22 protein-coding genes are annotated in these 23,676 nt (G+C 57.1%); 12 read left to right on the forward strand and 10 right to left on the reverse strand.

The window, feature by feature from the left end; translation table 11 throughout:
* Positions 1-67: 67 nt before the first annotated feature.
* A complete protein-coding gene (locus PH552_RS00915; protein ID WP_285165374.1) occupies positions 68-1,429 on the reverse strand; it encodes an FAD-dependent oxidoreductase in 1,362 nt (453 codons plus the stop codon).
* A 179-nt stretch (positions 1,430-1,608) separates the two neighbouring features.
* On the opposite strand from PH552_RS00915, the gene PH552_RS00920 reads away from it, so the two are divergent.
* From PH552_RS00920 to PH552_RS00930, 3 genes are all read left to right on the forward strand, one after another.
* Positions 1,609-2,268, forward strand: a complete 660-nt coding sequence (locus tag PH552_RS00920; RefSeq protein ID WP_285165375.1) for a GntR family transcriptional regulator — start codon at positions 1,609-1,611, stop codon at positions 2,266-2,268.
* A 498-nt stretch (positions 2,269-2,766) separates the two neighbouring features.
* On the forward strand, positions 2,767-4,371 hold the full coding sequence (locus PH552_RS00925) for a CoA-transferase (RefSeq protein ID WP_285165376.1): 1,605 nt from the start codon (positions 2,767-2,769) through the stop codon (positions 4,369-4,371).
* Complete coding sequence (locus tag PH552_RS00930) at positions 4,364-5,140, forward strand: enoyl-CoA hydratase/isomerase family protein (RefSeq protein WP_285165377.1); 777 nt, start codon at positions 4,364-4,366, stop codon at positions 5,138-5,140. The genes PH552_RS00925 and PH552_RS00930 overlap by 8 nt, the downstream gene beginning before the upstream one ends.
* Before the next feature lie 171 nt (positions 5,141-5,311).
* Here the strand turns inward: PH552_RS00930 and PH552_RS00935 are convergent, their stop codons facing one another.
* Positions 5,312-5,971, reverse strand: coding sequence for a GntR family transcriptional regulator (locus PH552_RS00935; protein WP_285165378.1), 660 nt, complete (start codon positions 5,969-5,971; stop codon positions 5,312-5,314).
* A gap of 494 nt (positions 5,972-6,465) precedes the next feature.
* On the opposite strand from PH552_RS00935, the gene pyc reads away from it, so the two are divergent.
* Entirely contained in the window at positions 6,466-9,924 is a 3,459-nt protein-coding gene (gene pyc, locus PH552_RS00940; protein WP_285165379.1) for a pyruvate carboxylase, read from the forward strand.
* A gap of 148 nt (positions 9,925-10,072) precedes the next feature.
* On the opposite strand, the gene PH552_RS00945 is transcribed toward pyc, so the two are convergent.
* Both PH552_RS00945 and PH552_RS00950 read right to left on the reverse strand, forming a co-directional pair.
* Positions 10,073-10,867, reverse strand: coding sequence for an endo alpha-1,4 polygalactosaminidase (locus PH552_RS00945; protein ID WP_285165380.1), 795 nt, complete (start codon positions 10,865-10,867; stop codon positions 10,073-10,075).
* Between the two features lie 64 nt (positions 10,868-10,931).
* On the reverse strand, positions 10,932-11,645 hold the full coding sequence (locus tag PH552_RS00950) for a helix-turn-helix transcriptional regulator (RefSeq protein ID WP_285165381.1): 714 nt from the start codon (positions 11,643-11,645) through the stop codon (positions 10,932-10,934).
* An 87-nt stretch (positions 11,646-11,732) separates the two neighbouring features.
* On the opposite strand from PH552_RS00950, the gene PH552_RS00955 reads away from it, so the two are divergent.
* The gene (locus PH552_RS00955) at positions 11,733-12,131 is read left to right on the forward strand and encodes a VOC family protein (RefSeq protein WP_285165382.1); all 399 of its coding nucleotides are present in this window, start codon (positions 11,733-11,735) and stop codon (positions 12,129-12,131) included.
* Positions 12,132-12,318: 187 nt separating this feature from the next.
* Here the strand turns inward: PH552_RS00955 and PH552_RS00960 are convergent, their stop codons facing one another.
* Complete coding sequence (locus PH552_RS00960) at positions 12,319-13,257, reverse strand: LysR family transcriptional regulator (RefSeq protein WP_285165383.1); 939 nt, start codon at positions 13,255-13,257, stop codon at positions 12,319-12,321.
* 80 nt (positions 13,258-13,337) lie between these two features.
* On the opposite strand from PH552_RS00960, the gene PH552_RS00965 reads away from it, so the two are divergent.
* Together PH552_RS00965 and PH552_RS00970 are read left to right on the forward strand one after the other, a co-directional pair.
* Positions 13,338-14,234: an MBL fold metallo-hydrolase gene (locus tag PH552_RS00965; RefSeq protein ID WP_285165384.1), complete on the forward strand. Its 897-nt coding sequence runs from the start codon at positions 13,338-13,340 to the stop codon at positions 14,232-14,234.
* 11 nt (positions 14,235-14,245) lie between these two features.
* Positions 14,246-15,238 carry an alpha/beta hydrolase gene (locus tag PH552_RS00970; RefSeq protein ID WP_285165385.1) on the forward strand — a complete coding sequence of 331 codons (993 nt, stop codon included), beginning with the start codon at positions 14,246-14,248 and terminating at the stop codon, positions 15,236-15,238.
* Positions 15,239-15,560: 322 nt separating this feature from the next.
* Here PH552_RS00970 and PH552_RS00975 read toward each other — a convergent pair whose 3' ends face one another.
* The 3 genes from PH552_RS00975 to PH552_RS00985 all read right to left on the reverse strand — a co-directional run bounded on the left by PH552_RS00975 (position 15,561) and on the right by PH552_RS00985 (position 17,906).
* A complete protein-coding gene (locus PH552_RS00975) occupies positions 15,561-16,370 on the reverse strand; it encodes an NAD-dependent epimerase/dehydratase family protein (RefSeq protein ID WP_285165386.1) in 810 nt (269 codons plus the stop codon).
* A 4-nt stretch (positions 16,371-16,374) separates the two neighbouring features.
* On the reverse strand, positions 16,375-16,746 hold the full coding sequence (locus PH552_RS00980; RefSeq protein WP_285165387.1) for a MarR family winged helix-turn-helix transcriptional regulator: 372 nt from the start codon (positions 16,744-16,746) through the stop codon (positions 16,375-16,377).
* 269 nt (positions 16,747-17,015) lie between these two features.
* On the reverse strand, positions 17,016-17,906 hold the full coding sequence (locus PH552_RS00985; protein WP_285165388.1) for a LysR family transcriptional regulator: 891 nt from the start codon (positions 17,904-17,906) through the stop codon (positions 17,016-17,018).
* 172 nt (positions 17,907-18,078) lie between these two features.
* Between PH552_RS00985 and PH552_RS00990 the strand changes: the two genes are divergently transcribed.
* Positions 18,079-18,633 carry a nuclear transport factor 2 family protein gene (locus tag PH552_RS00990; protein WP_285165389.1) on the forward strand — a complete coding sequence of 185 codons (555 nt, stop codon included), beginning with the start codon at positions 18,079-18,081 and terminating at the stop codon, positions 18,631-18,633.
* Between the two features lie 106 nt (positions 18,634-18,739).
* Complete coding sequence (locus PH552_RS00995) at positions 18,740-19,066, forward strand: Atu4866 domain-containing protein (protein ID WP_285165390.1); 327 nt, start codon at positions 18,740-18,742, stop codon at positions 19,064-19,066.
* 95 nt (positions 19,067-19,161) lie between these two features.
* Here the strand turns inward: PH552_RS00995 and PH552_RS01000 are convergent, their stop codons facing one another.
* Positions 19,162-20,061 carry a LysR family transcriptional regulator gene (locus PH552_RS01000; RefSeq protein WP_285165391.1) on the reverse strand — a complete coding sequence of 300 codons (900 nt, stop codon included), beginning with the start codon at positions 20,059-20,061 and terminating at the stop codon, positions 19,162-19,164.
* Positions 20,062-20,157: 96 nt separating this feature from the next.
* On the opposite strand from PH552_RS01000, the gene PH552_RS01005 reads away from it, so the two are divergent.
* Both PH552_RS01005 and PH552_RS01010 read left to right on the forward strand, forming a co-directional pair.
* Positions 20,158-20,991 (forward strand): SDR family oxidoreductase, encoded by an 834-nt coding sequence (locus PH552_RS01005; RefSeq protein WP_112342975.1) that lies wholly within the window; start codon positions 20,158-20,160, stop codon positions 20,989-20,991.
* 1 nt (position 20,992) lies between these two features.
* Complete coding sequence (locus PH552_RS01010) at positions 20,993-21,538, forward strand: lipocalin-like domain-containing protein (protein WP_348628022.1); 546 nt, start codon at positions 20,993-20,995, stop codon at positions 21,536-21,538.
* 50 nt (positions 21,539-21,588) lie between these two features.
* On the opposite strand, the gene PH552_RS01015 is transcribed toward PH552_RS01010, so the two are convergent.
* Positions 21,589-22,494, reverse strand: a complete 906-nt coding sequence (locus PH552_RS01015) for a LysR family transcriptional regulator (RefSeq protein WP_112342973.1) — start codon at positions 22,492-22,494, stop codon at positions 21,589-21,591.
* A gap of 169 nt (positions 22,495-22,663) precedes the next feature.
* Here PH552_RS01015 and PH552_RS01020 point away from each other — a divergent pair, with 169 nt between their 5' ends.
* Entirely contained in the window at positions 22,664-23,656 is a 993-nt protein-coding gene (locus PH552_RS01020) for an MBL fold metallo-hydrolase (protein ID WP_112342972.1), read from the forward strand.
* The last annotated feature ends 20 nt before the right edge of the window (positions 23,657-23,676 follow it).

The following is a 23,676-nucleotide window of genomic DNA, read 5'->3' on the forward strand; positions in this document are numbered from 1 at the left end:
CGAAGATCCCAAACTTACTTTTGAACTGGCCGCCGACAGGGATATGCGCGAACCCCGTATCAGCAGGTTAGAGAGCGCTGCCCAGCCGAGCCATCTCTGCCCGAACCTCCTCGCCGGTGATGCTGGAAAAGGATCTGCTCTCGTCGATCGATATGACCGCTGCTGTAGCGGCGGCATTCCCATATTCAAAACATTGTGCAGTAACCCGTGCCGAGGCGAGAGCCTCATGCTCCGCACTCAACGAACGGCCTGCGACGATGATATTTTCGCCGCGCAGAGGGACCAAACTCCCGTATGGCACTTCGTAGTAATCGTCTAAGAGCCAATGAAGCTTCGGCTTGTCGCCGCTGTGCAACTCGATCGGCCATGGCACGCGGCAAATGCCGTCAGGACGTTTACGGCATGCGAGCACATCATCGTTGCAGAGTGTTTCTATGCCGACAATTGAACGAGTTTGCCGTATCCCAGCCTCAACGCCGGTATCAACGACAAAACTGTCCTGGCAACCAGGGACAGCTTCGGCAAGAAAGCGCGCATACTCTCTGACCTGACGACGTCCCTCGATCTCAGCTTCGGTGAAATCCGCCGGATCGATAACGTTCAACATTCGTCCGTTCCGTCCAGACAGCCGGGTAGCATTCACCATCAGTTCGTTTGGTCGGGTGGTCGGAAAAATCCAGATCTTATTTCTTGGAAGGTTGTACTTCCCGCTCTGATTGGCCGAAGAGATAGCGTCGGTAACCTTCGGCGGGCTTATCGTATCCTCGCCCCAAAACGCGGAAAAGGCATCCAGATCCACATTACCCAGCCTAAACAACATCGTAGGGTTTTGGATGCGACCATCGTCGCCGAACGTTGTAGAATAGCCAGCACGTGCAACAACCGCCGCGTCGCCCGAAGCGTCGATGATCCGCTTAGCCCGTATTACGGTACGTCCGGCATTTGACTCGGCAATGATACCAAGGAAGGTTTCACCTTCCATGACTACGCCCGTAATCACGGTGTGGAAGAGGACCGTTACCCCAGCTGTTTCGAGGAACTGGTCGGCAGTCTCACGCCACATCAATGGATCGTGTGTTACCGTGAATGTCTTGCCATATACTTGGGGTGCCGTTAAACCGCCGCGCTCATCCAATGCTTTCCTAAAGCGCTCGGCGAAGCCGAAGACGACCTGTTCGGGTTGGCCAATTGTCTCGCGGGCCATGTAGAGCCCGCAAATTGTGCCCGACATGCCGGCGACGGCAGCGCCACCGCAGAAGCCGTAGCGCTCGACGAGCACTACCGATTTTCCTTTTTCAGCTGCCACGGTCGCTGCCGCAACGCCGGCCGCGCCTCCTCCGACTACGAGAATATCAACGTCCGCGAGCTGCGGCAGTTCGATATCCGATCCGGCTATGCACTCGATGTTCCAACCTTCAAACTGGGTCACGGTCCCTCCCTGAGATACTCAGTTGTCGATCAATTGCATGGCACATTATGTGGATGGATTTTGTTTGTCCAGATCGGCTCGCACTTTTCAGTCAGCTTGTCATCGGCCGCTGTGAGATGGAGCACGAATGGCGAATCTGTTAGGTCAACCGGTGGAGTCGCGCGTCCGTGGAGAAGTGAATGACAAGTGACATTAGCAAAGCAGACCACGCTTATGATTTATTAGAGCGTATGATCACATTTCAGGAACTTAAGCCCGGCAGCATGGTGTCAGAAGGTTACTTGATGGAGTTGACCGATCTTGGTCGACACCCGGTGAGATCAGCGCTTCAGCGATTGTCATGGGAACGAATGGTAGAGGTTCACCCTCGCCGGGGTATTATTGTCCCACCCATATCAGTCGAAGCTCAGGTAAAGCTATTGGCCGTACGGCGGACGGTGGAAGAGTTGGCGGTACAGTGGGCTTGTCTCCGAGCAACCCCGACGCAGAGAAGAACGATGTCCACCCTCTCGACTAAATTGGAGGAGGTAACCGAAGCGGTAGACATTATCGCTTTCGGAGGCCAACTAAAGCACATCCACGAAATCATCGTACAAGCAGCCCATAATGAATACCTTCGGCTGTCGATCGCGCCCCTCCAAGGTCTATCGAGACGATTTTGGTTTGCGAACATCAAGGATCCGGAGATTGAGCTAAGACGAGCGTCGAGTCTTCATCGATCGACTCTTCTCGCGATCTCTACCGGAGACGAGCAAGCCGCAACATCGGCGTCCTTGGCGCTGAACGACTACCTGACTGAGTTCACCTATCGAACCCTGCATACAGCCGTATCATCGTGATCCTCGACCAAACCCCACAATTTCTGGGGTGGAACCGCCCTTTAGTTGAAAAAATAGAGCAATCCAACCGGCGATCACCACTTGCTCGCGTTGGTGAATCACGCAACACCGGCAGCGGTACTAGGAGCGGTCACATAGCAGTTGTCTGCAGGCGATCGCCGGCTGGTACTGACGCTCGTTTTCGATAGCGGCCATCTATTCCCAATTTGCTTGCTGGTGCTGCGCGAAGTTTCCCTTAACTTTGAGCTTAATGGTACGCTGACATACCAGTCGGCTAAAGGGATCCTGAACGGAGCGCGGCGATACCTTTAATGGATGCGCCGAAAAGACGTCCAGGCCCTAAAGTCCCTCTGGTAAGCGATTTCCATTATTAGTACCGTTGACCACGTTGTCGTCCACTGATATGTCAGACGTCGATTAGACGGCTAGTGGCAACGCTTGCGCTTAAATGGTTCGCCGCAACACCACCTCGCGATCGAAATAGAAAGGGATAAAAAGATGAGATTTGTTTCCCCGCAGGAGGCAGTATCCGGGATCGCTGACGGCGTGACCGTCGCATCTGTCGGCGTGATAGGATGGGTTACTCCTGACGCAGTGCTAAAGGCACTCGGCGACAGGTTCTCGCAGACCGCGTCTCCCCAGGGGCTTACTTTCTATTTCCCCTGTGGCACCGGCGACGCACAGTCAATCAAGGGGATGGATCACGTCGCAAAAGAAGGGCTGATGAAGCGAATTGTGGCTGGGTCGTACATCAACCCGGTGGATCCGCAGACCGGAAAGCGGCCCGAGCTGATGCGACTCATTCGAGAAAATAAAATCGAGGCATACTCTTGGCCCATCGGTGCATCCATGCACTGGCTGAGAGAAGTTGCGCGCAAGAGCCCGGGTTATATCACTGATATTGGCATCGGGACGTATGCTGACCCGGACAACGGGGGTGGTCGGTTCACTAAGCTTGCGACTGAAAACTTGATCCGCAAGATCGAGTTCGACGGACGCAAGATGCTATACTATCCCAGCTGGCCAATCGACGTTGCTATCGTTCGCGCGTCATCAGCGGATGAGTTCGGCAATCTATCTTGGGAAGACGAGGCGCTGGTTTCAGCCAACATCGGCCTTATCTTGGCAGCCAAAGCGTCCGGAGGTCGTGTCATTGCTCAGGTCCGCCGTAAGGTACCAGCAGGGGAACGGCTTGCTTCGCAAACGTCCGTTCCAGGTTATTTCGTGGACGACGTCGTGGTCGTTCCAGACATGATGATGGCATCGCAGACCCCGTTTGACCCAGCCTATTTCTCAGGTCGGCGCATCCCAATCCAAGAACTACCCAAACCAGAGATGTCGGCCGACAAGATCATTGCGAGGCGGGCATCAAGAGACGTACGCAGGCACGAACTTTCAATCTTTGGCTTTGGCGCTTCCGCTGACATTCCTCTCGTTATGGCAGAAGACGGGCTTTTCGACGGGGCCGCTGGTCGCGACTACTGGTTCACCACCGAGCACGGCTCTTATGGCGGCGTCGTGATGTCAGGTTGGCAGTTCTCTGCAAACGTGAACCCAGATGCCATCATGGACGGTCTTTACCAATTTGACGCTATCGACGGTGGGCTGTGCAGGTTCGCAGCGCTTGCCTTTGCACAGTTCGACGCCAGCGGGGTTGTGAACGTTTCAAAATTCGGCGCGGCTAATCCAGGCGCGGGCGGCTTCATCGACATTGCTCATAACGCCAAACGTCTTGTCTTCACAGGCACGTTCACGACTGGAGGGCTTCAGACCGAGGTTGAGGATGGTAAACTGAAAATCACCCAGGATGGCAAAATCTCCAAATTCGCAAAAGAGGCGGAAAGCGTAACCTATCGCGTGCTGGATGGCGTGCGCGAGAGGGGGCAAACAGCGACAATTGTCACCGAGCGTGCCGTATTTGAAGTAACTCCCCGAGGACTGAGACTGTCAGAAGTCGCGCCAGGCGTTGATGTCAGACGCGACGTGCTGGAGCGAATGGATTATGCGCCCGCCGAAATAGCCGAGCCCCTGCCACTGATGGACCGTTCGCATTTTTTAGAAAAGAAACAGCATGAGCCGATGATGGAGGCCGTCGATGCTTGATGTCGCTTTTGAAAAACGCGTCGCTACGTTGAAAATCGACCGGCCGACGCGTCGTAACGCCCTGGGCACCGAACTCGTCGAAAGACTTGGCGAGGTCTTCCAAAAACTCGGGACCGATCTTGATGTTGGCGCCATAGTGTTGACGGGGTCTCCACCAAGCTTTTGTGCGGGGAGCGACCTGAAAGAACTCGGCGCGATGGATGTCAGAGGGATGGTGCGCCACGAAGCCGATACTGCCTTCATGGCACGCTCTATAGGTTTGCTCGATGTACCTGTAATCGCCGCCGTAGAGGGGCACGCTCTTGGCGGGGGCTTCATTCTGGCAATGTCTTGCGACATTGTCGTCACATCGGAGACGGCAAAATGGAGCCTACCTGAAGTTCCAAATGGCTGGTTGCCTCCGTGGGGCTTGAAAGCGCTCACGAGCCGAGTCGGTGCTCCGACTGCTCGGCGCCTTGTTTGGGGGTACGAGGTCCTAGATGGTGCTTCAGCTCACGATATCGGGGTTGCTGATTACTTGGCGCCACACGGGGGTGCTCTGGCAAAAGCGCAAGAGATCGCCGCTCGTATCGCTTCATTGCCTCGCGCTGCTGTCAAATCGACGAAGCGTTATTTCCAAAGCGAGGTGCTTGGCCAAGCGGAGGTATGGGATTTTCAGGCGGGAGAGATTTTCGCCGAGAATTGTTCTCACGAGGAAGCGATCTCGACGCTGAAAAAATTCGCGGCGCCGCGGCAGACGGCCGGTGAGCATTCGCCATCTCAGTCCTGACTGGATCTACGAGCTTGCATGCCTCAATCAATTCTCGATCAAGTGCGCGGTACGTTTGGCGTTGCGCTTTTTGACAGAGTATTGGAGCAGCCGTACGATGCTCTAGAAACCGGAAAAGACACATAGTGATTCACCCGAGCCGTCTTTGATGGCCCGGGTGGATGGAATGAACTATAGGCGACGCTCGATCGCCATTCGCGTTAGGCTTTCCAAATAGTCCATTAACCGTACGACGTTTTCAGTCGCTTCCTTGGGCGCGTTATGGGCAATGGACATCACCACATCTGCATGCAGCGCCGCAGCTGTCCTCATCTGCTCTTCGCCGATGTAAGCGTACCAGAAACGTCGGGACAGGCCATGCACTGCACGAATGGTTTTTTCAAACGTTTCGTTATGCGTCGCAGAAGCTGTCACTTCGTGAATGGCCTTATTAGCCTCGTAGAATTTCAAGCGCTCGCCCGTTGCTGCCGCAGCCCCTATTTCAGCCGCCAGATCAATAAGCTTGCGTCTCTCCGCATTCGTGGCCCGTATTGATGCCAACTTCGCTCCCAGTTCTTCGAGAGAGCGGCGAACCTCTAAAAGCTCTAGCTGCTTTAAGACGTCTACGGGGGTCACCAGAGCCCCCCGCCGCGGATGCACATCGATGTAACCCTCTAATTTGAGGCGTTGAAGTGCTTCGCGAACAGGCGTGCGGCCACAACCGAGTTCTTGCCCGAGTTGCGCTTCCGAAATCATCGTTCCGGGAGCTAGTCGCTGCATGACGATCATTTCCTCGATCCGGCGGTATGCCTTCTCGGCCATAGAGCCTTCTTCTTCCTTCTTAGCGTTCAATACCAGCTCCATTCGTTACGCGGCGGCTGCAGCGTGCAGTCGCAAAATTCATCCATCTAGTTTATCAGTTGCATATCAGGGTCGAGTATCTATGACAACGGATGCCCTATCGCAAACGGCAGACACATGTATCACGCGTTGGTCTAGTTTGATAACAATTGCTGATCCGTGCGAAGCGGCATCAAAAACGGACTTGCGCACTTGAGCCTTCTGACATACTACTGGTCGCCCAGTGAGGCACTCAGAAGAAGCCGTCAGGATGATCGTCGCCAGACACCGTCTGTTGACAGCGTCCCTTTCTGTCCCAACGCACATGAAATGCGACGGTGACGGCTTCGAGAGCTGCCAAGTCTAACCAGTCTTGGCTTGGTCTGATCGGCACACGATCGGCTGTCCATTGCTGCTAATCGATGCGCTGATATCAGGCTCAGACTTGATAGTACGCACAACCTCTCTTTCTTTGCATGAGAAGGCTCATGCCCCGGAGAAGAAAATTGTCCATATCCAAGATTCTTGTCGCCAACCGTTCCGAAATCGCTATTCGCGTGTTCCGCGCGGCCAACGAATTGGGCATCAAAACGGTAGCGATCTGGGCGGAGGAAGATAAACTTTCACTCCATCGCTTCAAGGCGGATGAGAGCTATCAGGTCGGTCGCGGCCCGCATCTGGCGCGTGATCTGGGACCAATCGAAAGCTATCTTTCCATTCCGGAAGTCATCCGGGTTGCCAAGGCGTCCGGCGCGGACGCGATCCATCCGGGATACGGCCTGCTGTCTGAAAGCCCGGAATTCGTTGAGGCCTGCAACGCTGCAGGAATCATTTTCATCGGTCCGAGGCCCGATACGATGCGCCAGCTCGGTAACAAGGTGGCGGCGCGCAATCTGGCGATATCTGTCGGCGTTCCGGTCGTACCGGCCACGGAACCTCTGCCGGACGACATCGAAACCGTGAAGAAGATGGCCGCGGAAATCGGCTATCCTGTCATGCTGAAGGCATCGTGGGGCGGTGGTGGCCGCGGCATGCGCGTCATCAGATCGGAAGCGGACCTTGCCAAGGAAGTGACAGAGGCCAAGCGCGAAGCCATGGCGGCCTTTGGCAAGGACGAGGTCTATCTCGAAAAGCTTGTCGAGCGCGCGCGCCATGTCGAAAGCCAGGTGCTGGGTGATACGCATGGCAATGTGGTGCACCTCTTCGAGCGTGACTGCTCCATTCAGCGCCGTAACCAGAAAGTGGTCGAACGCGCACCGGCACCCTACCTCTCCGAAGCACAGCGGCAGGAACTGGCGGGCTACTCGCTAAAAATTGCCGCCGCCACGAACTATATCGGCGCGGGCACCGTCGAATATCTGATGGATGCCGATACCGGCAAATTCTACTTCATCGAAGTCAACCCGCGTATCCAGGTCGAGCATACGGTCACGGAAGTTGTGACTGGCATCGACATCGTCAAGGCGCAGATCCACATTCTGGAAGGTGCCGCTATCGGCACCCCAGAATCGGGCGTGCCTGCCCAGGAAAACATTCGCCTCAACGGCCATGCCCTGCAGTGCCGCATCACCACGGAAGACCCGGAACAGAATTTCATTCCGGATTATGGCCGCATCACCGCCTACCGCTCGGCAGCCGGTTTCGGCATTCGTCTGGATGGCGGCACGGCCTATACGGGCGCGATCATCACCCGCTACTACGATCCGCTGCTGGTGAAGGTTACGGCGTCTGGCGGAACCCCGCAGGAAGCGATCAGCCGCATGGACCGTGCACTGCGCGAGTTCCGTATTCGCGGCGTGGCGACGAACCTCACCTTCCTCGAAGCCATCATCGGCCACCCCAACTTCCGGGATAACTCCTATACGACCCGCTTCATCGACACCACGCCGGAACTCTTCCAGCAGGTGAAGCGCCAGGACCGCGCCACCAAGCTTCTGACCTATCTGGCGGATGTAACCGTCAATGGCCATCCTGAAACCAAGGGCCGCCCAAAGCCTTCCGACAAGGCGCCCAAGCCGGTCGTGCCCTATATCGAGGCACAGGTTCAACCGGGGACGAAGCAGAAGCTGGATGAGCTGGGGCCGAAGGGCTTTGCCGAATGGATGCGCAATGAGAAGCGCGTGCTGCTGACCGACACGACCATGCGTGACGGCCACCAGTCGCTGCTCGCTACCCGCATGCGCACCTTCGACATCGCCCGTATCGCACCCGTCTATGCCAAGGCGTTGCCGAACCTCTTTTCGCTGGAATGCTGGGGCGGCGCAACCTTTGACGTGTCCATGCGCTTCCTGACGGAAGATCCGTGGGAGCGTCTGGCGCTGATCCGCGAAGGCGCGCCGAACTTCCTGCTGCAGATGCTGCTGCGTGGCGCAAACGGCGTTGGCTACACCAACTACCCGGACAACGTGGTGAAGTACTTCGTACGACAGGCGGCGAAGGGCGGCATCGATCTCTTCCGCGTATTCGACTGCCTGAACTGGGTCGAGAACATGCGCGTCTCCATGGACGCCATCCAGGAAGAGAACAAGCTCTGCGAAGCCACGATCTGCTATACCGGCGATCTCCTGAACAGCGCCCGCCCGAAGTATGATCTCAAATATTATGTCTCGCTGGCTGAAGAGCTGGAAAAGGCAGGCGCCCACATCATCGCGCTGAAGGATATGGCGGGCCTGTTGAAGCCTGCGGCCGCCCGCGTGCTGTTCAAGGCGCTGCGGGAGGCGACCAGCCTGCCGATCCATTTCCACACGCATGACACGTCCGGCATCTCGGCCGCAACGGTTCTCGCCGCGATCGATTCCGGCGTCGATGCCGTGGATGCAGCCATGGATGCCTTCTCCGGCAATACCTCGCAGCCCTGCCTTGGTTCGATTGTCGAAGCGCTGTCGGGCACGGAGCGCGATTCCGGTCTCGATCCGGAATGGATCCGCCGCATCTCCTTCTACTGGGAAGCGGTGCGTCACCAGTATGCTGCCTTCGAAAGCGACCTCAAGGGTCCGGCTTCGGAAGTCTATCTGCACGAAATGCCGGGCGGCCAGTTCACCAACCTCAAGGAACAGGCCCGCTCACTCGGACTGGAAACCCGCTGGCACGAAGTCGCCCAGACCTATGCCGACGTGAACCAGATGTTCGGCGATATCGTGAAGGTCACCCCCTCCTCCAAGGTGGTCGGTGACATGGCGCTGATGATGGTGAGCCAGGATCTCACCGTGGAGGACGTCGAAAATCCTGCCCGCGACATCGCCTTCCCGGATTCGGTGGTATCCATGCTGCGCGGCGATCTCGGTCAGCCCCCGGGCGGATGGCCGGAGGCACTGCAGAGGAAGGCGCTGAAGGGGGACAAGCCCTATACGGTTCGCCCCGGCTCGCTGCTGAAGGACGCCGATCTGGATGCCGAGCGCAAGGCGATCGAGGAGAAGCTTGGCCGCTCAATCGATGACTATGAGTTTGCGTCCTACCTTATGTATCCCAAGGTCTTCACGGACTTCGCTCTCGCCTCCGATACCTACGGTCCGGTTTCCGTTCTGCCGACGCCCGCTTACTTCTACGGCATGGCCGATGGCGAGGAGCTGTTTGCCAATATCGAACGCGGCAAAACGCTTGTTATCGTCAATCAGGCGGCCAGCGTTCCAGATGCGCAAGGGTTGGTCACGGTCTTCTTCGAACTGAACGGCCAGCCGCGCCGCATCAAGGTGCCGGATCGCAGCCGCGCCGCGACAAGCATTGCGCGCCGCAAGGCGGAAGCGGGCAATGCCGCACAACTCGGCGCGCCGATGCCGGGCGTCATTTCCCGCGTCTTCGTCTCTGCCGGTCAGAAGGTGAAAGCGGGCGATGTTTTGCTCTCCATCGAAGCGATGAAGATGGAAACAGCGCTCCACGCGGAAAAGGATGGCGAAGTCACGGAAGTGGCCGTGAAGGCCGGCGACCAGATCGACGCCAAGGATCTGCTCGTTTTGTATAGAGTTTGAGGATGGTGTCCCCTTGTTGAAACATGAGAACCCAGTACGATTCCCTGGCACTTCGCCGGGGAATTTGCCCTTCAAGAGCCGCACGTAGTTGGACTGAAACCTTGCGGTTACATTTGAGAGCAGCATCCCAAACGGCTGAACATGCTGCCTACTCGCATATCTCGAGAACGTAGCCTGCAGACCCCACAGGTACTAACATCTTATCTCTAAGGATCATTTTTTCGGGGCGGTTTGGTTCGGCGCAGGCCGTAGTGAAGTCGTTCCGGAGATTATCAACGTATTCAATATCGATAACCTGCCCAATGCCATATATATTCGAGTATGTTTCACATTCGCGCCAACGGTCGCATTCCTCAGCTACTGCAAAAGAAAATCCCGCCTCATCGCGTCCCATCCTGCCGAGTGCTCCCGCATTTTTTTGACCTGAGGGCAGGCCACGTTCCCGAGCGCTGTCGACCAAGAGCTTCGCAAACGACAATGCATCTGCTTGATTGATATGGCCGCGGGAGCGGGTGTAAGAGTCGAGGTTGTCAAACTCGATCGCATCGAATCCTTTCTCGGCGCAAACGTCGATGTAGCGTTTGATTAGAGCGAGATTGCGTCTTCTGCTTTTTTCGGTCGATATGTCTAAGAGGAACTCGTCGGGCCATCCGGGATCGACCATCGGCTTCCCATCCAGTCCCCGCACGAGCAGTTCCTCGGGCCAAGCCACCCCGGGCTGCGTCTGAAACCCATTGATGTAGCATATGTTGAACAGGCCAGGCACTGGCTGGTCGGTGCTATCGCGGACGACGATTGTTACGTTCAAGCTTGGTGGGTAGCCGCCACCAAGCTGGTAATCTACAAGACCGTTGTCTGGTAGAGTACCAGCCAGTGCAGGACGATATAACCCAATTAGTGAGACCGCGATTGCAGCAAAGCTTATAAGTTGAATGAGACGCATCTCGGAATTCCTTCTTCCTTACCTTCTCCTGGTGGAAAAGCCGCGCCTGCCCGAGTATGCACTATTACGGAATTTGGATAGCGCCTCGACGGGATTGTTCCTCTTGGCGCCATTGCAGCCATTTCTGCTTCAATTTGGACTTGGGCAAGTCAATTCGGTCTTCGAGTACTTGAATGGCGCGCATGCGGTCTGATCTAAAATGGCGGAATTCCTCCTTCAATTCACACCATGCGATCAACAGACAGATGCCGCCATCGTATCCTAAAAGCACTGGCCAGACCACGCGAGAGGTTATCGTGCCGTTCAATGCTTGATACTCTAGCCGTATTTTACGTGTCTCCCGTAGAGCGCTCCGTAATGGACGGGTATCGCATCGCAAATCACCGATGACCATATCCGGTCTTATGCCAACAGTTGGTTCGGCGATGAAAGATCGCAGATTGCTCGGCACTGCCAAGGCGACCTTCGTGAGAACGTCCCTTGCGGCAGTCGTCAGAGCGCGATCCCCTAACCGAGCCACCATTTGAGAGCCCAGCACCACTGCCTCAATCTCTTCTGACGTTAGCATTAATGGTGGCATGTCGTATTGCTGATCAAGAACATATCCGATCCCTGCCTCCCCACGAATAGGGACGCGCTGGCCGATCAGGTCTGCGATATCACGATAAATGGTTCGCCGAGCAACTTCCACTTCAATCGCCAGTTGCGAGGAGGTCACTGGACCAGTCGACCGGCGAAGTATCTGGATGATTTGGAACAGCCTCTCAGCTTTTCGCATCGCCTTATGCTCCTGCTGCCACAACGTTGTCAGCACCCATGTGTCATACAGTAGATGAATGCCACTTGCCAACGCAGGAGAAACTACATGAAGTTCGCATCCGTCCGCCTTGTTGCCGAAAACATCGATGAAATGGTAGCCTTCTACGAGCTGGTGACGGGCTGCACGGCGGATTGGCTTGCACCCGTTTTCGCTGAAATCGTAACACCCGGCGCCGTCTTGGCTCTGGGTAGCGTCGAGACCGTTGCCCTGTTCAAAGAGGGCAGTGCGCTTCCCCGAACTAACAAAACGGCCATCTTGGAGTTCATGGTTGCAGACGTAGATGCCGAGTTTGAGCGTTTGAAAAACAGGGTCGAGGTTGTGCATATACCGAAGGATTTGCCATGGGGCAATCGCACCATGCAGATCGCGGACCCTGAGGGTACTAACGTGGCTCTTTATACCCCGGTAACTGTCGAAGCTCGGCGGCGCTTCATCAATCGTTGATCTCGGGCGATCCAAAATGGCTGCTCGGCCAGACGAGATACGTCCTCTGCGTGATGAGCGAAGGCGTAGATATCGAGCGCAACGACATCCAGTCGAAAATTTTTCACGACTGCAAATGTCGACGGTCAGTCGCAGATCGCACTGGATCTTTAGCTTGTTCGTAGGATGCGAGCACTTATTGCGGAGTCTATTCCACCACCGCCTGAACCAGATCTGCTACCTGCGAACGAATCCATTCTGTTGCAGGCTCACGATCGAGGTGGGCTGACCATATCATCGCAATAGGGTTTACCGTAAGTTCAAGAGGCACAGGGCTTTCGGTTAATCCGAACGTCGACGCATACCGTTTGATAATCCGCGTCGGTAGCGTCGCAAGAAGCGGCGCGACTTTTGCAGTGGACAAAACGGTTAGGAACTCGGGCGCCGCCATCGCCACGTTCAACCGAACGCCGATTTTATCGAGAGCCTCGTCTAAGCAGCCTTCAATGGCATCTTTTTGAGAAACCATAACGTGTTCGGCTCGCAGGTACGCATCCCGGCTGATTGGGCCCCGAAATGGAAGGAGATTTTCATTGTAGCAACACATCAATGATTGTTCGAACAACTGTCGGTGACGATGGCGGCTGTTTCCTTTTCCGTAGCAGCCGACGCCGAGATCGATGACGCCCTCGTCCAGCAAACGATGGACCTGCTCGGGGGGGACTGCGCGCGCAAGTAGTTTAACCCCCGGTGCTTCCTTCCGTAATTTAGCAGTGAGCTCCGGCATCAAGATAACCTCGAGCTCGCTCGAGAACCCAATGCGAAATATTCGCGACTCCTTCGACGGATCGAACCTTTCCGAGATAATCAGTGCATTGTGCGCCTGCGCAAGAATTTGCTGAATGGTCGGGGCGAGGGCATGTGCCCTCGGTGTGGGCTGCATCACCTGACCAACTCGGACAAACAGCTCATCCTGAAATAGAGCCCTTAAAGTTGATAAATTGTGGCTCATTGCAGGCTGTTGGATCTTCAGCCGCCCAGCAGCCTGCGTCACGCTCCTATCGCGCATCAGAGCGTCGAAAGCGACAAGAAGGTTGAGGTCGAAAGACCACAAATTGAAATGATCAATGGAGACTATCTCGTTCATCGATTTGATTATTAATCGACCTCGCTCTTAATGTCTAGGCCTTCTGAGGCAGGTCGTGTCTCACCTAAAAAGAGGGCATTATGACTCATCAAGGCAAAATCCATCATATTGGCGAAGTGACAATCCAAAAGGTCACCGAACAGCCGCTTCGCAACGTCCCGCAAAGTTTCCTTTACCCTCTGGCGACGACAGAGGATCTGGACGGTATTCAGTCTCATCTAGCCGTCGAAGATATGGAAGAGAACCGAAGCGATCTCATTCAGAGTATTCATACTTGGGTCGTTCGTACTCCCGATCATCTAGTGCTTATAGATACGGGGTCGGGCAACAATAAGCAGCGGCCACAGTTCCCAATTGTCCACGACCAGAATATCCCCTTTCTCGAAAGGCTTCGCGATGAGGCTGGAGTTGATCCCCGCGATGTCGACTACGTGTTCAACACCCATCTCCATGTTGATCACTCGGGTTGGAATACGGTGCTGAAGGATGATCGGTGGGTGCCAACATTCCCGAACGCTCGCTACGTGTTCCCACGAAAGGAAGCTGAGTATTACGGAAGTCCGGCGAGCCACAACGAGGTCAATATTCCCAGTCTCGGTGTCTTCGAAGACAGTGTTCTTCCAGTCATAGAGGCCGGGCTGGTGGATTGGATAGAGCCGGAAGGAGGGAAATACCTCGATCTTTTCACGTTCATCCCAACCCGTGGCCACAGCATTGGCCATATGTCGATCCGCCTGGATTCTGCTGGCAAAGCAGCCATCTTTGGCGGAGACTTGATGCATCACCCGATCCAAGTCCTTAGACCGCATTTGAATACGGTATTTTGCGAGTTCCTAGAGGACGCCGTTTCCTCGCGAGCGCGCATTCTGCAGACGCTTGCCGACGATGAAGCTCTCTACTGTTCAACTCACTTTGCTGGCTCCTCGGCGGGATATGTCTCCCGCGAGGATCGCGGCTATGCTTGGACGTATGCTTGAAAGGAATTAAAATGCGCGACAAAACGATTTCTCTCAACGAAATTCAGTTCGAAGAACATCACATCCAAAGCGACACGCCCGGCATCAATCTTTACCTGCGAAACAAAAGACCACGCGGCGTAGAGCAATTTGGGCCCGAAAAAACCATCGTAATGGTTCACGGAGCGACTTTTTCGTCTGGTAGTCTATATGACGTTCGCCTCGGCGGCTTTTCATATATGGACTATCTTGCCGCGAGCGGTTTCGACGTGTTCGCGGTAGACGTCCGCGGATATGGACGCTCGACCAGGCCACCCGAGATGGAGCAGGACGCGAGCCTGTCGCCGCCTCAGGTAAATACCGCAACCGGAGTGGCTGATTTAGCGAGTGCCGTTGACTTCGTGTTGTCTCATCGCGGCCTAGACGAGGTAAATATATTTGCCATGTCGTGGGGAGGGACCGTTGCGGGTGCCTATACCGCGAGCAACCCCGATAAGGTCTTGAAGCTGGCCCTTCTTGCGCCGCAGTGGCTCAGCGACAAGCCAATCCCGATTGATACCGGCGGAGACCTCGAGGCTTACAGGCTTGTGCCTGTGCTGGACGCGAAAGCCCGTTGGCTGTCCACAGCGCCTGAATACGCGCGCGACAACCTGGTGCCAGAGGGCTGGTTTGAAACTTGGGCTGATGCCACTCTCGCCGAAGAACCATGGAGCCGGGAAAAGTCGCCGAACCGCTTGCGTGCGTCAAATGGCCCGATACAGGATATCCGGGATTATTGGCGCGCCGGACGGCCTTTTTATGATCCCAGTCAAATAAAGTCGCCCACGTTGCTGGTACATGGCGAATGGGACATCGATGTCACGATCGACTTGGCACTAGCAATTTTTCAGAAACTTACTGCTGCACCATATCGGCGGTGGGTTGAAATTGGCGAAGCCACCCATCTGGTGTTGATGGAGAAAAATAGGCTCCAGGCATTCGAGGCCGTAGCTACTTTCTTCGCTGAAAGCTACACGCCGGAGTGACCGTCATCAAATCACACACCGGTCGACCTCACTTGGCCGGCCGGTGTTGACGTGTTGGTAGAGGCTCGCGTTGCTACCGAGCACATGTCCAAATGCTGCTCCACTTGGTGTCTTAGCTTTCCCGAATACGCGCCCTTGTTCCATAATGGAGGCTTATCCACGAAAGGCACACGACTCAGTACGTTAGATAAATTTCAGAGGGCCGTTGGTTCAGTTCCTTTCAAGAGCGCTACGAAAAAACCAACCATTCAGGTGCGCCAAGTAGGCAACAGACGCTAACAGGCCAAAATGTCGAGCTCGGCCACCAAGTTCTGCGATCCGCCTACGAAATTCCTTCCTGCCAAGCCTGATACACGGTCCTTATGCTGGCACGAAAACCCAGGCTGCGGGCGAGGGACGTATCGACATGCAGGTACCAGGGGTTTTCGAGAGGCTCGGAATTCGGCGCCAACCTGGATCCGACCATACCCGCCAGTTCGTAGATGGAGGAGGGCGCCTCGTCGGCTAAGTTTACCACGCGTCGATCGAACACACCCTCCAACGCCAGCGTGACTGCCTGGGCGATGTCACGATGGTGGATCGTGCTCATGCGTTGGGCCGGATGCCAGGTGCTGACGTGCTTGGGAAGAGATTGGAGATGTCCGTCACCATCGCCATAGATGAAGGGGAAGCGAAGGATGGACCAGTTCAACCCGCTTTCGCGCAGTTCCTTTTCCGCGGCAACCTTGCTTGCGGGATAGGCGTGCTGAGGGTCGACCGGGTCGTCTTCCCTTCCCGGATGCGGATTGTCCTTGTTGTAGACATGGCTGGTGCTCGACATGATGAAACGCGCGTCGGGAGCATGCGCCTTCACGGCGGCAATCAAGTTGCGTGTCCCGTCGAGGTTGCTCTTCCAGATGAGATCGGTATCCTGCGTGCGGAATACGGCGGCGAGGTGCACGATTGCGGAAACCCCTTGGACGGCGTTCGCCAGGGTTGAAGGGTCGAGAATATCGCCCGTTGCGGCACCTATTCCTTCAGGGCAGCTCCTGCCCGCCCGGAGCAGGGCTCGGCAAGCATAGCCGGCCTCCACCAACCGCGGCAGAAGTCGCTCGCCAACGAGCCCGGTGGCTCCGGTGATCAATAAGGTCATTTGCTCAATCCTTTCGCAACAGGGCCTGCAGCCGTTCGGTCGCTGATTTGAGGACACCGATGGTCGTGGCCAGATCGGCCTCGTCGATCCCGCCGAAGGCAGCGTCGTGAATGAAAGAAAGATCAGGGATCCGGCGCCACAGCGCCTCGCCGGCGGCTGTCAAAGTCAGCAGACGTTGACGGTGATCGTCTCCATTCGCGGTCTGCGTGACCAGGTCCTTGCGGACGAGTGTGGCAATAATCCCGCTCAGGGTCGCGCGTTCCAGTTCGAGTGCGCGACCGAGATCACGCTGGACGGACGGGCCGTTGTTGACGAGATACCAGAGAACATACCATTGCGTGGATCCCAGATCGAAGGGCCGCAGGCGCTCGTCCATGAGAGCCCGGCCCGCGAAGTAACACCGCTTCGTCCATGCTCCCACGGAGAGAATTTTGGTGTCCGCCTGATCCTGCATGAAAAGCCCATTTATTTCGTTCGCTACCATACGATAATTGCAAGGTAGCGAACGAATATCAAGGCTCGATGCTGTCGGAATCGGATGAAGCGATCTCACGGCGCCGGGCCAGAAAGCTGGACAGCCGTCTTAAACGTAAGTGACGCGATGAGGCCGGCAATGACTGTGATGACGACGACGTCGTTGGGGCGCTATCGCCACCGTTTCACATGGTCGACGAGCGCCCGAAGCTTCGGAGCGAGATTTCGCCGGCTGGGGTAGTAGAGAAAGAAGCCGGCAAACGGAGGGCAATAGTCCTGAAGGAGAGGGACCAGTTGACCAGATGCGACATAGGGTTTGAACGTGTCTTCCATACCGAAGGTGATGCCGCCGCCGGCACAGGCCGTGCGGATCATAAGCCACATGTCGTTGGTGGTGATCTGCGGGTCGACAGCCACGTCGAACTCGCGCCCGTTTTCGCCGAATTCCCAGCGATAGGGTGCGCTGTGTGGCGCTGGTCGCCAGCCGATGCACCGATGCGCTGAGAGTTCCGAAGGATGCTTGGGCCTGCCGAAACGTTCAATGTAGGACGGCGCAGCGAAGGCGCCCTGGCGCTGGTCGCCCGAGACTGGAACGGCAATCATGTCCTGATCGATGACCTCGCCCAATCGCACCCCCGCGTCATAGCCTTCCGCGACGATGTCGAATTCCTCATCCGTGACCGTCACGTCGATCTGAACTGAGGGAAAGGCATCCGCGAAACGCGCCAGAAGCGGCCCCGAAATGAAGTGCTCGGCGATGGACGACACTGCCAGCCTCAATAGCCCGTTTGGCGCACTGTCGCGGTCCGCCGTCGCGTCGAGCGCCAGTCCGACTTCGGAAATCGCCGGCGCCACCCGATGATACAGTTGTTCGCCAGCCTCCGTGAGACTGACACTGCGCGTCGTGCGCCGCACGAGCGCGACGCCCAGCCGATCTTCAAGACGTCGGACAGCCTGGCTGACCGCTGGCCGAGTGACGCCCAGATTCTCCGCGGCCACACGAAAGCTGCGCGCTTCGGCGACAGCCAGGAAAACGGAAATGCCATTCAGATCGATTGCCATTGGTTAGATAGTTTTACCAGAGCGGTCATCATTGGGCAAATTGTCCGATCTCATCGAGGCGCCTACTTTGGATCTCACGAACTAGGACGCGAGGCCTGTCGACGGTGCACGCAGCTTCATCGCCGGTCGATGGCTCTCATCAAGCTCTCAGCAGCCAGGAAAGGACTGTACCATGACCATTCTTCCGATACGCCAGTGGGTCGCCGGCGCGAGCCGTAGAGCTCTGATCACACTGGCATTGCTGTCGCTCGCCCTGCCGGGCACAGCCGTTGCAAACGCCACGGCAACGCAGGTGCAGGCCGCGGACAGTGCGGCTATCGAGCAACGGAACAGAGCGATCGTCGAAGCCGCCTTCGAAAAATGGCGCGGGGGCACCTATGTCTTCGGGGAGCTCCTCGCTCCAGACGTCGTCTGGACGATCCATGGTTCCGGGCCGGTCGCCGGCACCTATCGCAACCAGAAGGACTTCATCGAGAAGGCCTCGCGTCCCCTGACCAGCCGGCTCGCCACCTTGATCGCGCCGGAGGTGCACAACATCTTTGCGGACGGGGACACGATCATCATCCGCTTCGACGGAACGGCGACCACGACGTCGGGCGCACCTTATCGCAACCAGTTCGTCTGGATACTCAAGATGAAGGACGGCCTCGTCGTCAATGCGGAGGCCTTTCTAGACCTCGTTGCTTATCAGCAGGTGGTCGACAACAACGCCCCGCGGTCCCAATGACCGACGCCTGCGGTTCGGCAGATCTGAGAGTCTGCCGACCGATAGCCGCGCATCCGTGCGCCATGGCTTCCAAACCGAGAACAGCAACGCTCAATGGAGCAGGACCATGCGACAGGCACTTGCGGCAATCATCACGGCCACCCTTTCGATCCAACCCGCAGAAGCACAGGAGGCCAATCCGCAGCCGCAACATCCTTACGTTGGCACGTGGGTCACCGACGACAACCATGTTCGCCACGAACTTCTGCCGAGCGGACGCTATATCGAAGCCCGCGGTCAGCGCGAGCGAGCTTATGAGGGTCGGTATGAAGTAGACGGGACGCATATCGAGTATTGGGACGACACCGGCTTCACCGCTGATGGCGATTTCGTCGATGCCAACACTCTGCATCATGGCGGCATGATCTTGCGGCGCAAGCCGGCGACACCGTAAACACCGGGCGAGCCTGCGCGATGCGAAACGGGTCTGGGTGCCGCAGGTCTTCCTCAATCTACCTGATGGGACGGACGCCATTCACCGCCGCCCTGTCATCGTTGTTTTTCCACCTCTCGCAGGAGATCGATGAAGGCGCGTAACGTGGACGGCAGGTGCCGGCTGCGCGGATAATAGAGTGCCAGGCCCGGTATCGGCGGGCACCATTCATCAAGTACGGTGAGCAACTGGCCGGACGCCAGAAACGGCCGTGCGAAATACTCGGGCACATAGGCAATACCGCGCCCGTCCACCGCCGCCTGCACGAGAAGATCATTGTCATCGAGGGTGAGATTGCCCTGGACGTTGATCGCCACTTCGGCACCGCGTCTGGAAAATTCCCAGCGATAGCGCTTTCCACTGGGCAGACGTTGGCGGATGCAGCGATGCGCATGTAAATCGTCGGGCGTGTTTGGCCTTGCCTTGCCGTCCAGATAGGACGGCGCCGCCACGGTGATGAAACGGACGTCGCCTCCGAACTTCACTGCGACCATATCTTTCGGGACGGCTTCCAGCAGACGTACCCCCGCGTCGAAACCTTGTTCCACGATATCGACGAGCCGACCTTCCGACACGAGATCAAGCTCGACATCTGGATAAAGATCCAAGAAGCGCGGCACCACGTCTGCGAGCAAGATGCGGGCACCGCTTTTGTTCGCATTAATCCTAAGTGTGCCGCTTGGAGTGCCGCGCTCCTCCGAGAACGTGTCGAGCGCCCGATCGAGTTCCTGCAGAACCGGGTCGAGTCGCGCGAGCAGGCGCGCGCCGGCCTGCGTCAGAGATACGCTGCGTGTCGTCCGATTGAAGAGGCGGACGTCCAGCTTTGCTTCCAATCCGATGATCGCGTGGCTGAGGGCGGAGCGCGAGACCCCCATGATGTCGGCCGCTCTGCGGAAGCTTTTGTGATTGGCAACCGCGGCAAAAGCGGCAAGGTCATTCAGACTAGGGCGCATCATTCGTGATTTATCCTCACCACTTCATCTCAAATTGGCAGCCTTATATCACCAATCGTGCGGGTCTACATTCGGCGATGAACAGATGAGGAAAATCACATGCCAAAGACATGGTTCATTACCGGCGCTTCTTCCGGACTCGGTTTCGAAATGGCGCAGCAGTTACTCGCCCAAGGGCACAAGGTGATTGCAACGCTCCGCCGCTCAGGACCACTGACGCAACTTGAGCAGGAATATCGCGAGCACCTGGATACCATTCAGCTTGATGTGATCGAGCCGGAGAGCATTGTCTCGGCCGTCGAAGGAGCCTTTAAGCGGCATGGCCGCGTAGACGTGATCGTCAGCAACGCGGGCTATGGCCTGTTCGGTGCTGCGGAAGAGCTCACGAATGAAGAGATCGACCGGCAGATCGCCACCAATCTTACCGGATCCATTCATCTGATCCGTGCTGCACTGCCCCTTCTTCGAAAGCAAGGCGGCGGGCGGATCGTTCAGGTCTCGTCCGAAGGTGGGCAGATCGCGTATCCCGGGTTCAGCCTCTATCATGCGACCAAGTGGGGCATCGAGGGCTTCCTCGAAGCCGTGGCACAGGAAGTGGCTCCGTTCGGCATCGACGTCATCATCGCCGAGCCGGGACCAACCGGCACGAATTTCGGAGCCAATCTCGTCTGCGCGAAACCGATGGATGCCTATGACGAAACTCCTGCCGGCGCCGTTCGCCGGGCGATCACTGAGGGTAGCTTCGAAATCAGGGGAGATGCGGCGCGCACCGTGTCCGCAATCATAACAGCCGCCGAGAGCGAGACGCCGCCATTGCGGCTGGCGCTGGGCAGCACGGCCTATTCCTCGATCTCACAGGCGCTGTCCGCGCGCCTCGCCGCCCTTAAGGCGCAGCGGGGAGTGGCGAATTCCGCCGATAGGCAGGATCTGTGAAGTGCAGCAACGGCTGGGACACACAGATCTCACGCACAGGAAAGGAAACAGCATGTCCGTTCAATCAGCTATATTGGCGCTTGTGTTGACTGTGTCATCTTCTGCATCCGCGCAGACAGCAGCGGAGAACCAAGTCGTCGGAACCTGGCGTATGATGTCGGCGACGATCGACCCCGGCGGCAGAAATATCGCTGCTTATGGAGAAAAGCCCAACGGGCTTCTCGTCTTCACGCCCGATATGCACTTCGTGGAAGTTCTGACCGACGCCGATGTCCCGCGGTTTGCTTCCAATGTCCGCGGTGGGGGGACGGACGATGAAAATCGCATGGCCATGTCACGCAGCATCGGGTTCTTCGGCACCTACACCATCGATGAGAAGGGAGAATTCAGCGGAAACCGCGTCGAGGGATCGACATTCCCGAACTGGATTGGCAGCGTGCGAACACGTGATGATCTCACGCTCGTCGTCGATGGCGACCGCATGACTGAACAATTCCGCAGGCCGGAAGGCATCGAAATCAGGATCGAATGGCAGCGGGTCAAATGAGGCACTGAAGGGCGGTTCCCCTGAGGCCTCGACCTTCGAGCGTGCGCCATTCAGTCCTTCGCCTCCCAGTCGTAGCTTCTCATGAAATCGAGAAACGCACGCATGGCGGCGCTCGGAAGTCGGCGGCTGGGGTAGTATAGAAACCAATGCGGCAAGGTCGGGCTCCAGTCGGAGAGAAGCTCCACCAGCCGGCCGGTTTGGATATGCGGCTTCGCATAGTCGTCGAAGACATGGGCTATTCCTCTGCCCGCCAGCGCAGCTTGCAGTTCATTGTGTGCGGAGCTGACCGTCAAGCGGCCGGTTGGAGTGACTTCGATCTCTTCGCCCCCCTCGGAAAATCGCCAGGTAACGAGGGTGCCACCTGGGAAACGACGTCTTATACAGTCGTGATCAACAAGCTCGTGTGGTGTCTGCGGCTCTCCGCACCTCTTGATGTAGCCGGGCGAGGCGACGATTGCATAACGAAGCGCGGGCCCGAGTGGCAGCGCGATCATGTCCTGGGCCAGCTGCTTGCCGAACCTGACGCCGGCATCGAAACCCTGTTCTACGATATCGATGACGGCCGCATCGCTGATGATCTCGATCTTCACCTCGGGATAAACGTCCATGAAGTCGAACACCAGTGGGCAAAGAAAATGATCGACAGCCGGCGCCGGCGCGTTGATCCTAAGCGTTCCAGACGGACTATCCCGTAATTCGTCCACCTCGGCGATGGCGAGCCGGATGTCGCTCAGTGCAGGCGCCAGACGTTCCAGAAGGCGCTGTCCTGCCTCCGTTGGGAATACGCTCCTCGTCGTTCGGTTGAGGAGCCGGATACCCAGAGCCTCTTCCAGCCCATTCATCGTTTGGCTCAAGGCCGACGACGACACGCCTCGCTCATGTGCGGCTGCGCGGAAACCACCACAGCGCACGATGGCCACGAACACATCGAAGCTGTCCAGGCGAATAGGATCCATTGCAAAGTTTTTCTAATCAAGCCGATAAACTTAAAGCAGATTATCAGATCAATTGCCCCATGTCATGGTTGATGCCGAGCTCAACGCGGTGCTTGATGTTTGCTTTCACGGTCAATTCGACCCGTGCGAAGCGATGAAGCAATTGAGCGCCCACACGGAGGAAAACCTGATGAGTGCCTTTACCCTCAACAGACGTGCCATCATGCTGTCCGCTGTCGCCGGCGCATCGACCATGTTCATCCCAAGCCTGGGTGGCTCCAGCAGCGCCAACGCCCAGGCCGCGTCCCCGGTGACGGGCAATGCCGGTCACTACCGCTTCCGCGTCGGAGACATCAGCGCGACTGTCTTGAGCGATGGTGTGATTGGTGGCCCGCCTCGCGTCTATGCCAGCAACGCGCCGGAAGCCGAGCTTCAGGAGGTCCTGCGTCAAGCATTTCTGCCGACCGACCACATGACCCTCAATCTCAACACCCTGCTAATCGAAACCGGCGGTCGACGGATTCTGATCGAGGCCGGAGCCGGCAAGACCATGGGCCCGAATGGCGGCCGTATCTTCGATAACCTCGCGGCGATCGGCCTCGGTCCTGCAGACATCGATGCGATTGTCGTCTCGCATACCCATCCCGACCACGTCGGCAATCTGAGAACCGCAGACGGCGGCAAGGCCTTTCCCCGCGCCACGGTGTTTGTTCCGAAGGCCGACTGGGACTTCTTCGTCCGCACCGATCCGGATCTCTCCTACATGCCTGTGCCGGAGGAATTCCGTTTGCGCTTTGCGGCAAACATCAAGAACAGCCTTGGGCCGTTTGCGAACGATGTCGAGCTTTATGAAGCCGGCGCCGAGATCGTGCCGGGTCTGACGACGATCGCCGCATCCGGTCACACGCCGGGCATGGCCACCTTTCTCGTCCATTCCGGGAGCGACCAGTTGCTGCTGACAGCAGACCTTGCCTATCACCCTGTTGTCAACGTCGACAGGCCCTGGCTTCCGGGCCCGGACCGGGACAAGGAAACGGCCTTTTCCTCGCGCCGGCGCATTTTCGACAGGGCGGCCGCCGAGCGCATGCCCGTTCTTGGCTTCCACTATCCGTTCCCCGGCCTCGGCCGGATGCTGAAGACCGATGGCGGCTACGCCTGGGTTCCCGCCAACTGGCAGTTCTGACGCTCAGAAACAGGAAACAC

This window comes from Rhizobium aureum (assembly GCF_030182495.1).
In the GTDB taxonomy this organism is placed as follows: domain Bacteria; phylum Pseudomonadota; class Alphaproteobacteria; order Rhizobiales; family Rhizobiaceae; genus Rhizobium; species Rhizobium tropici_C.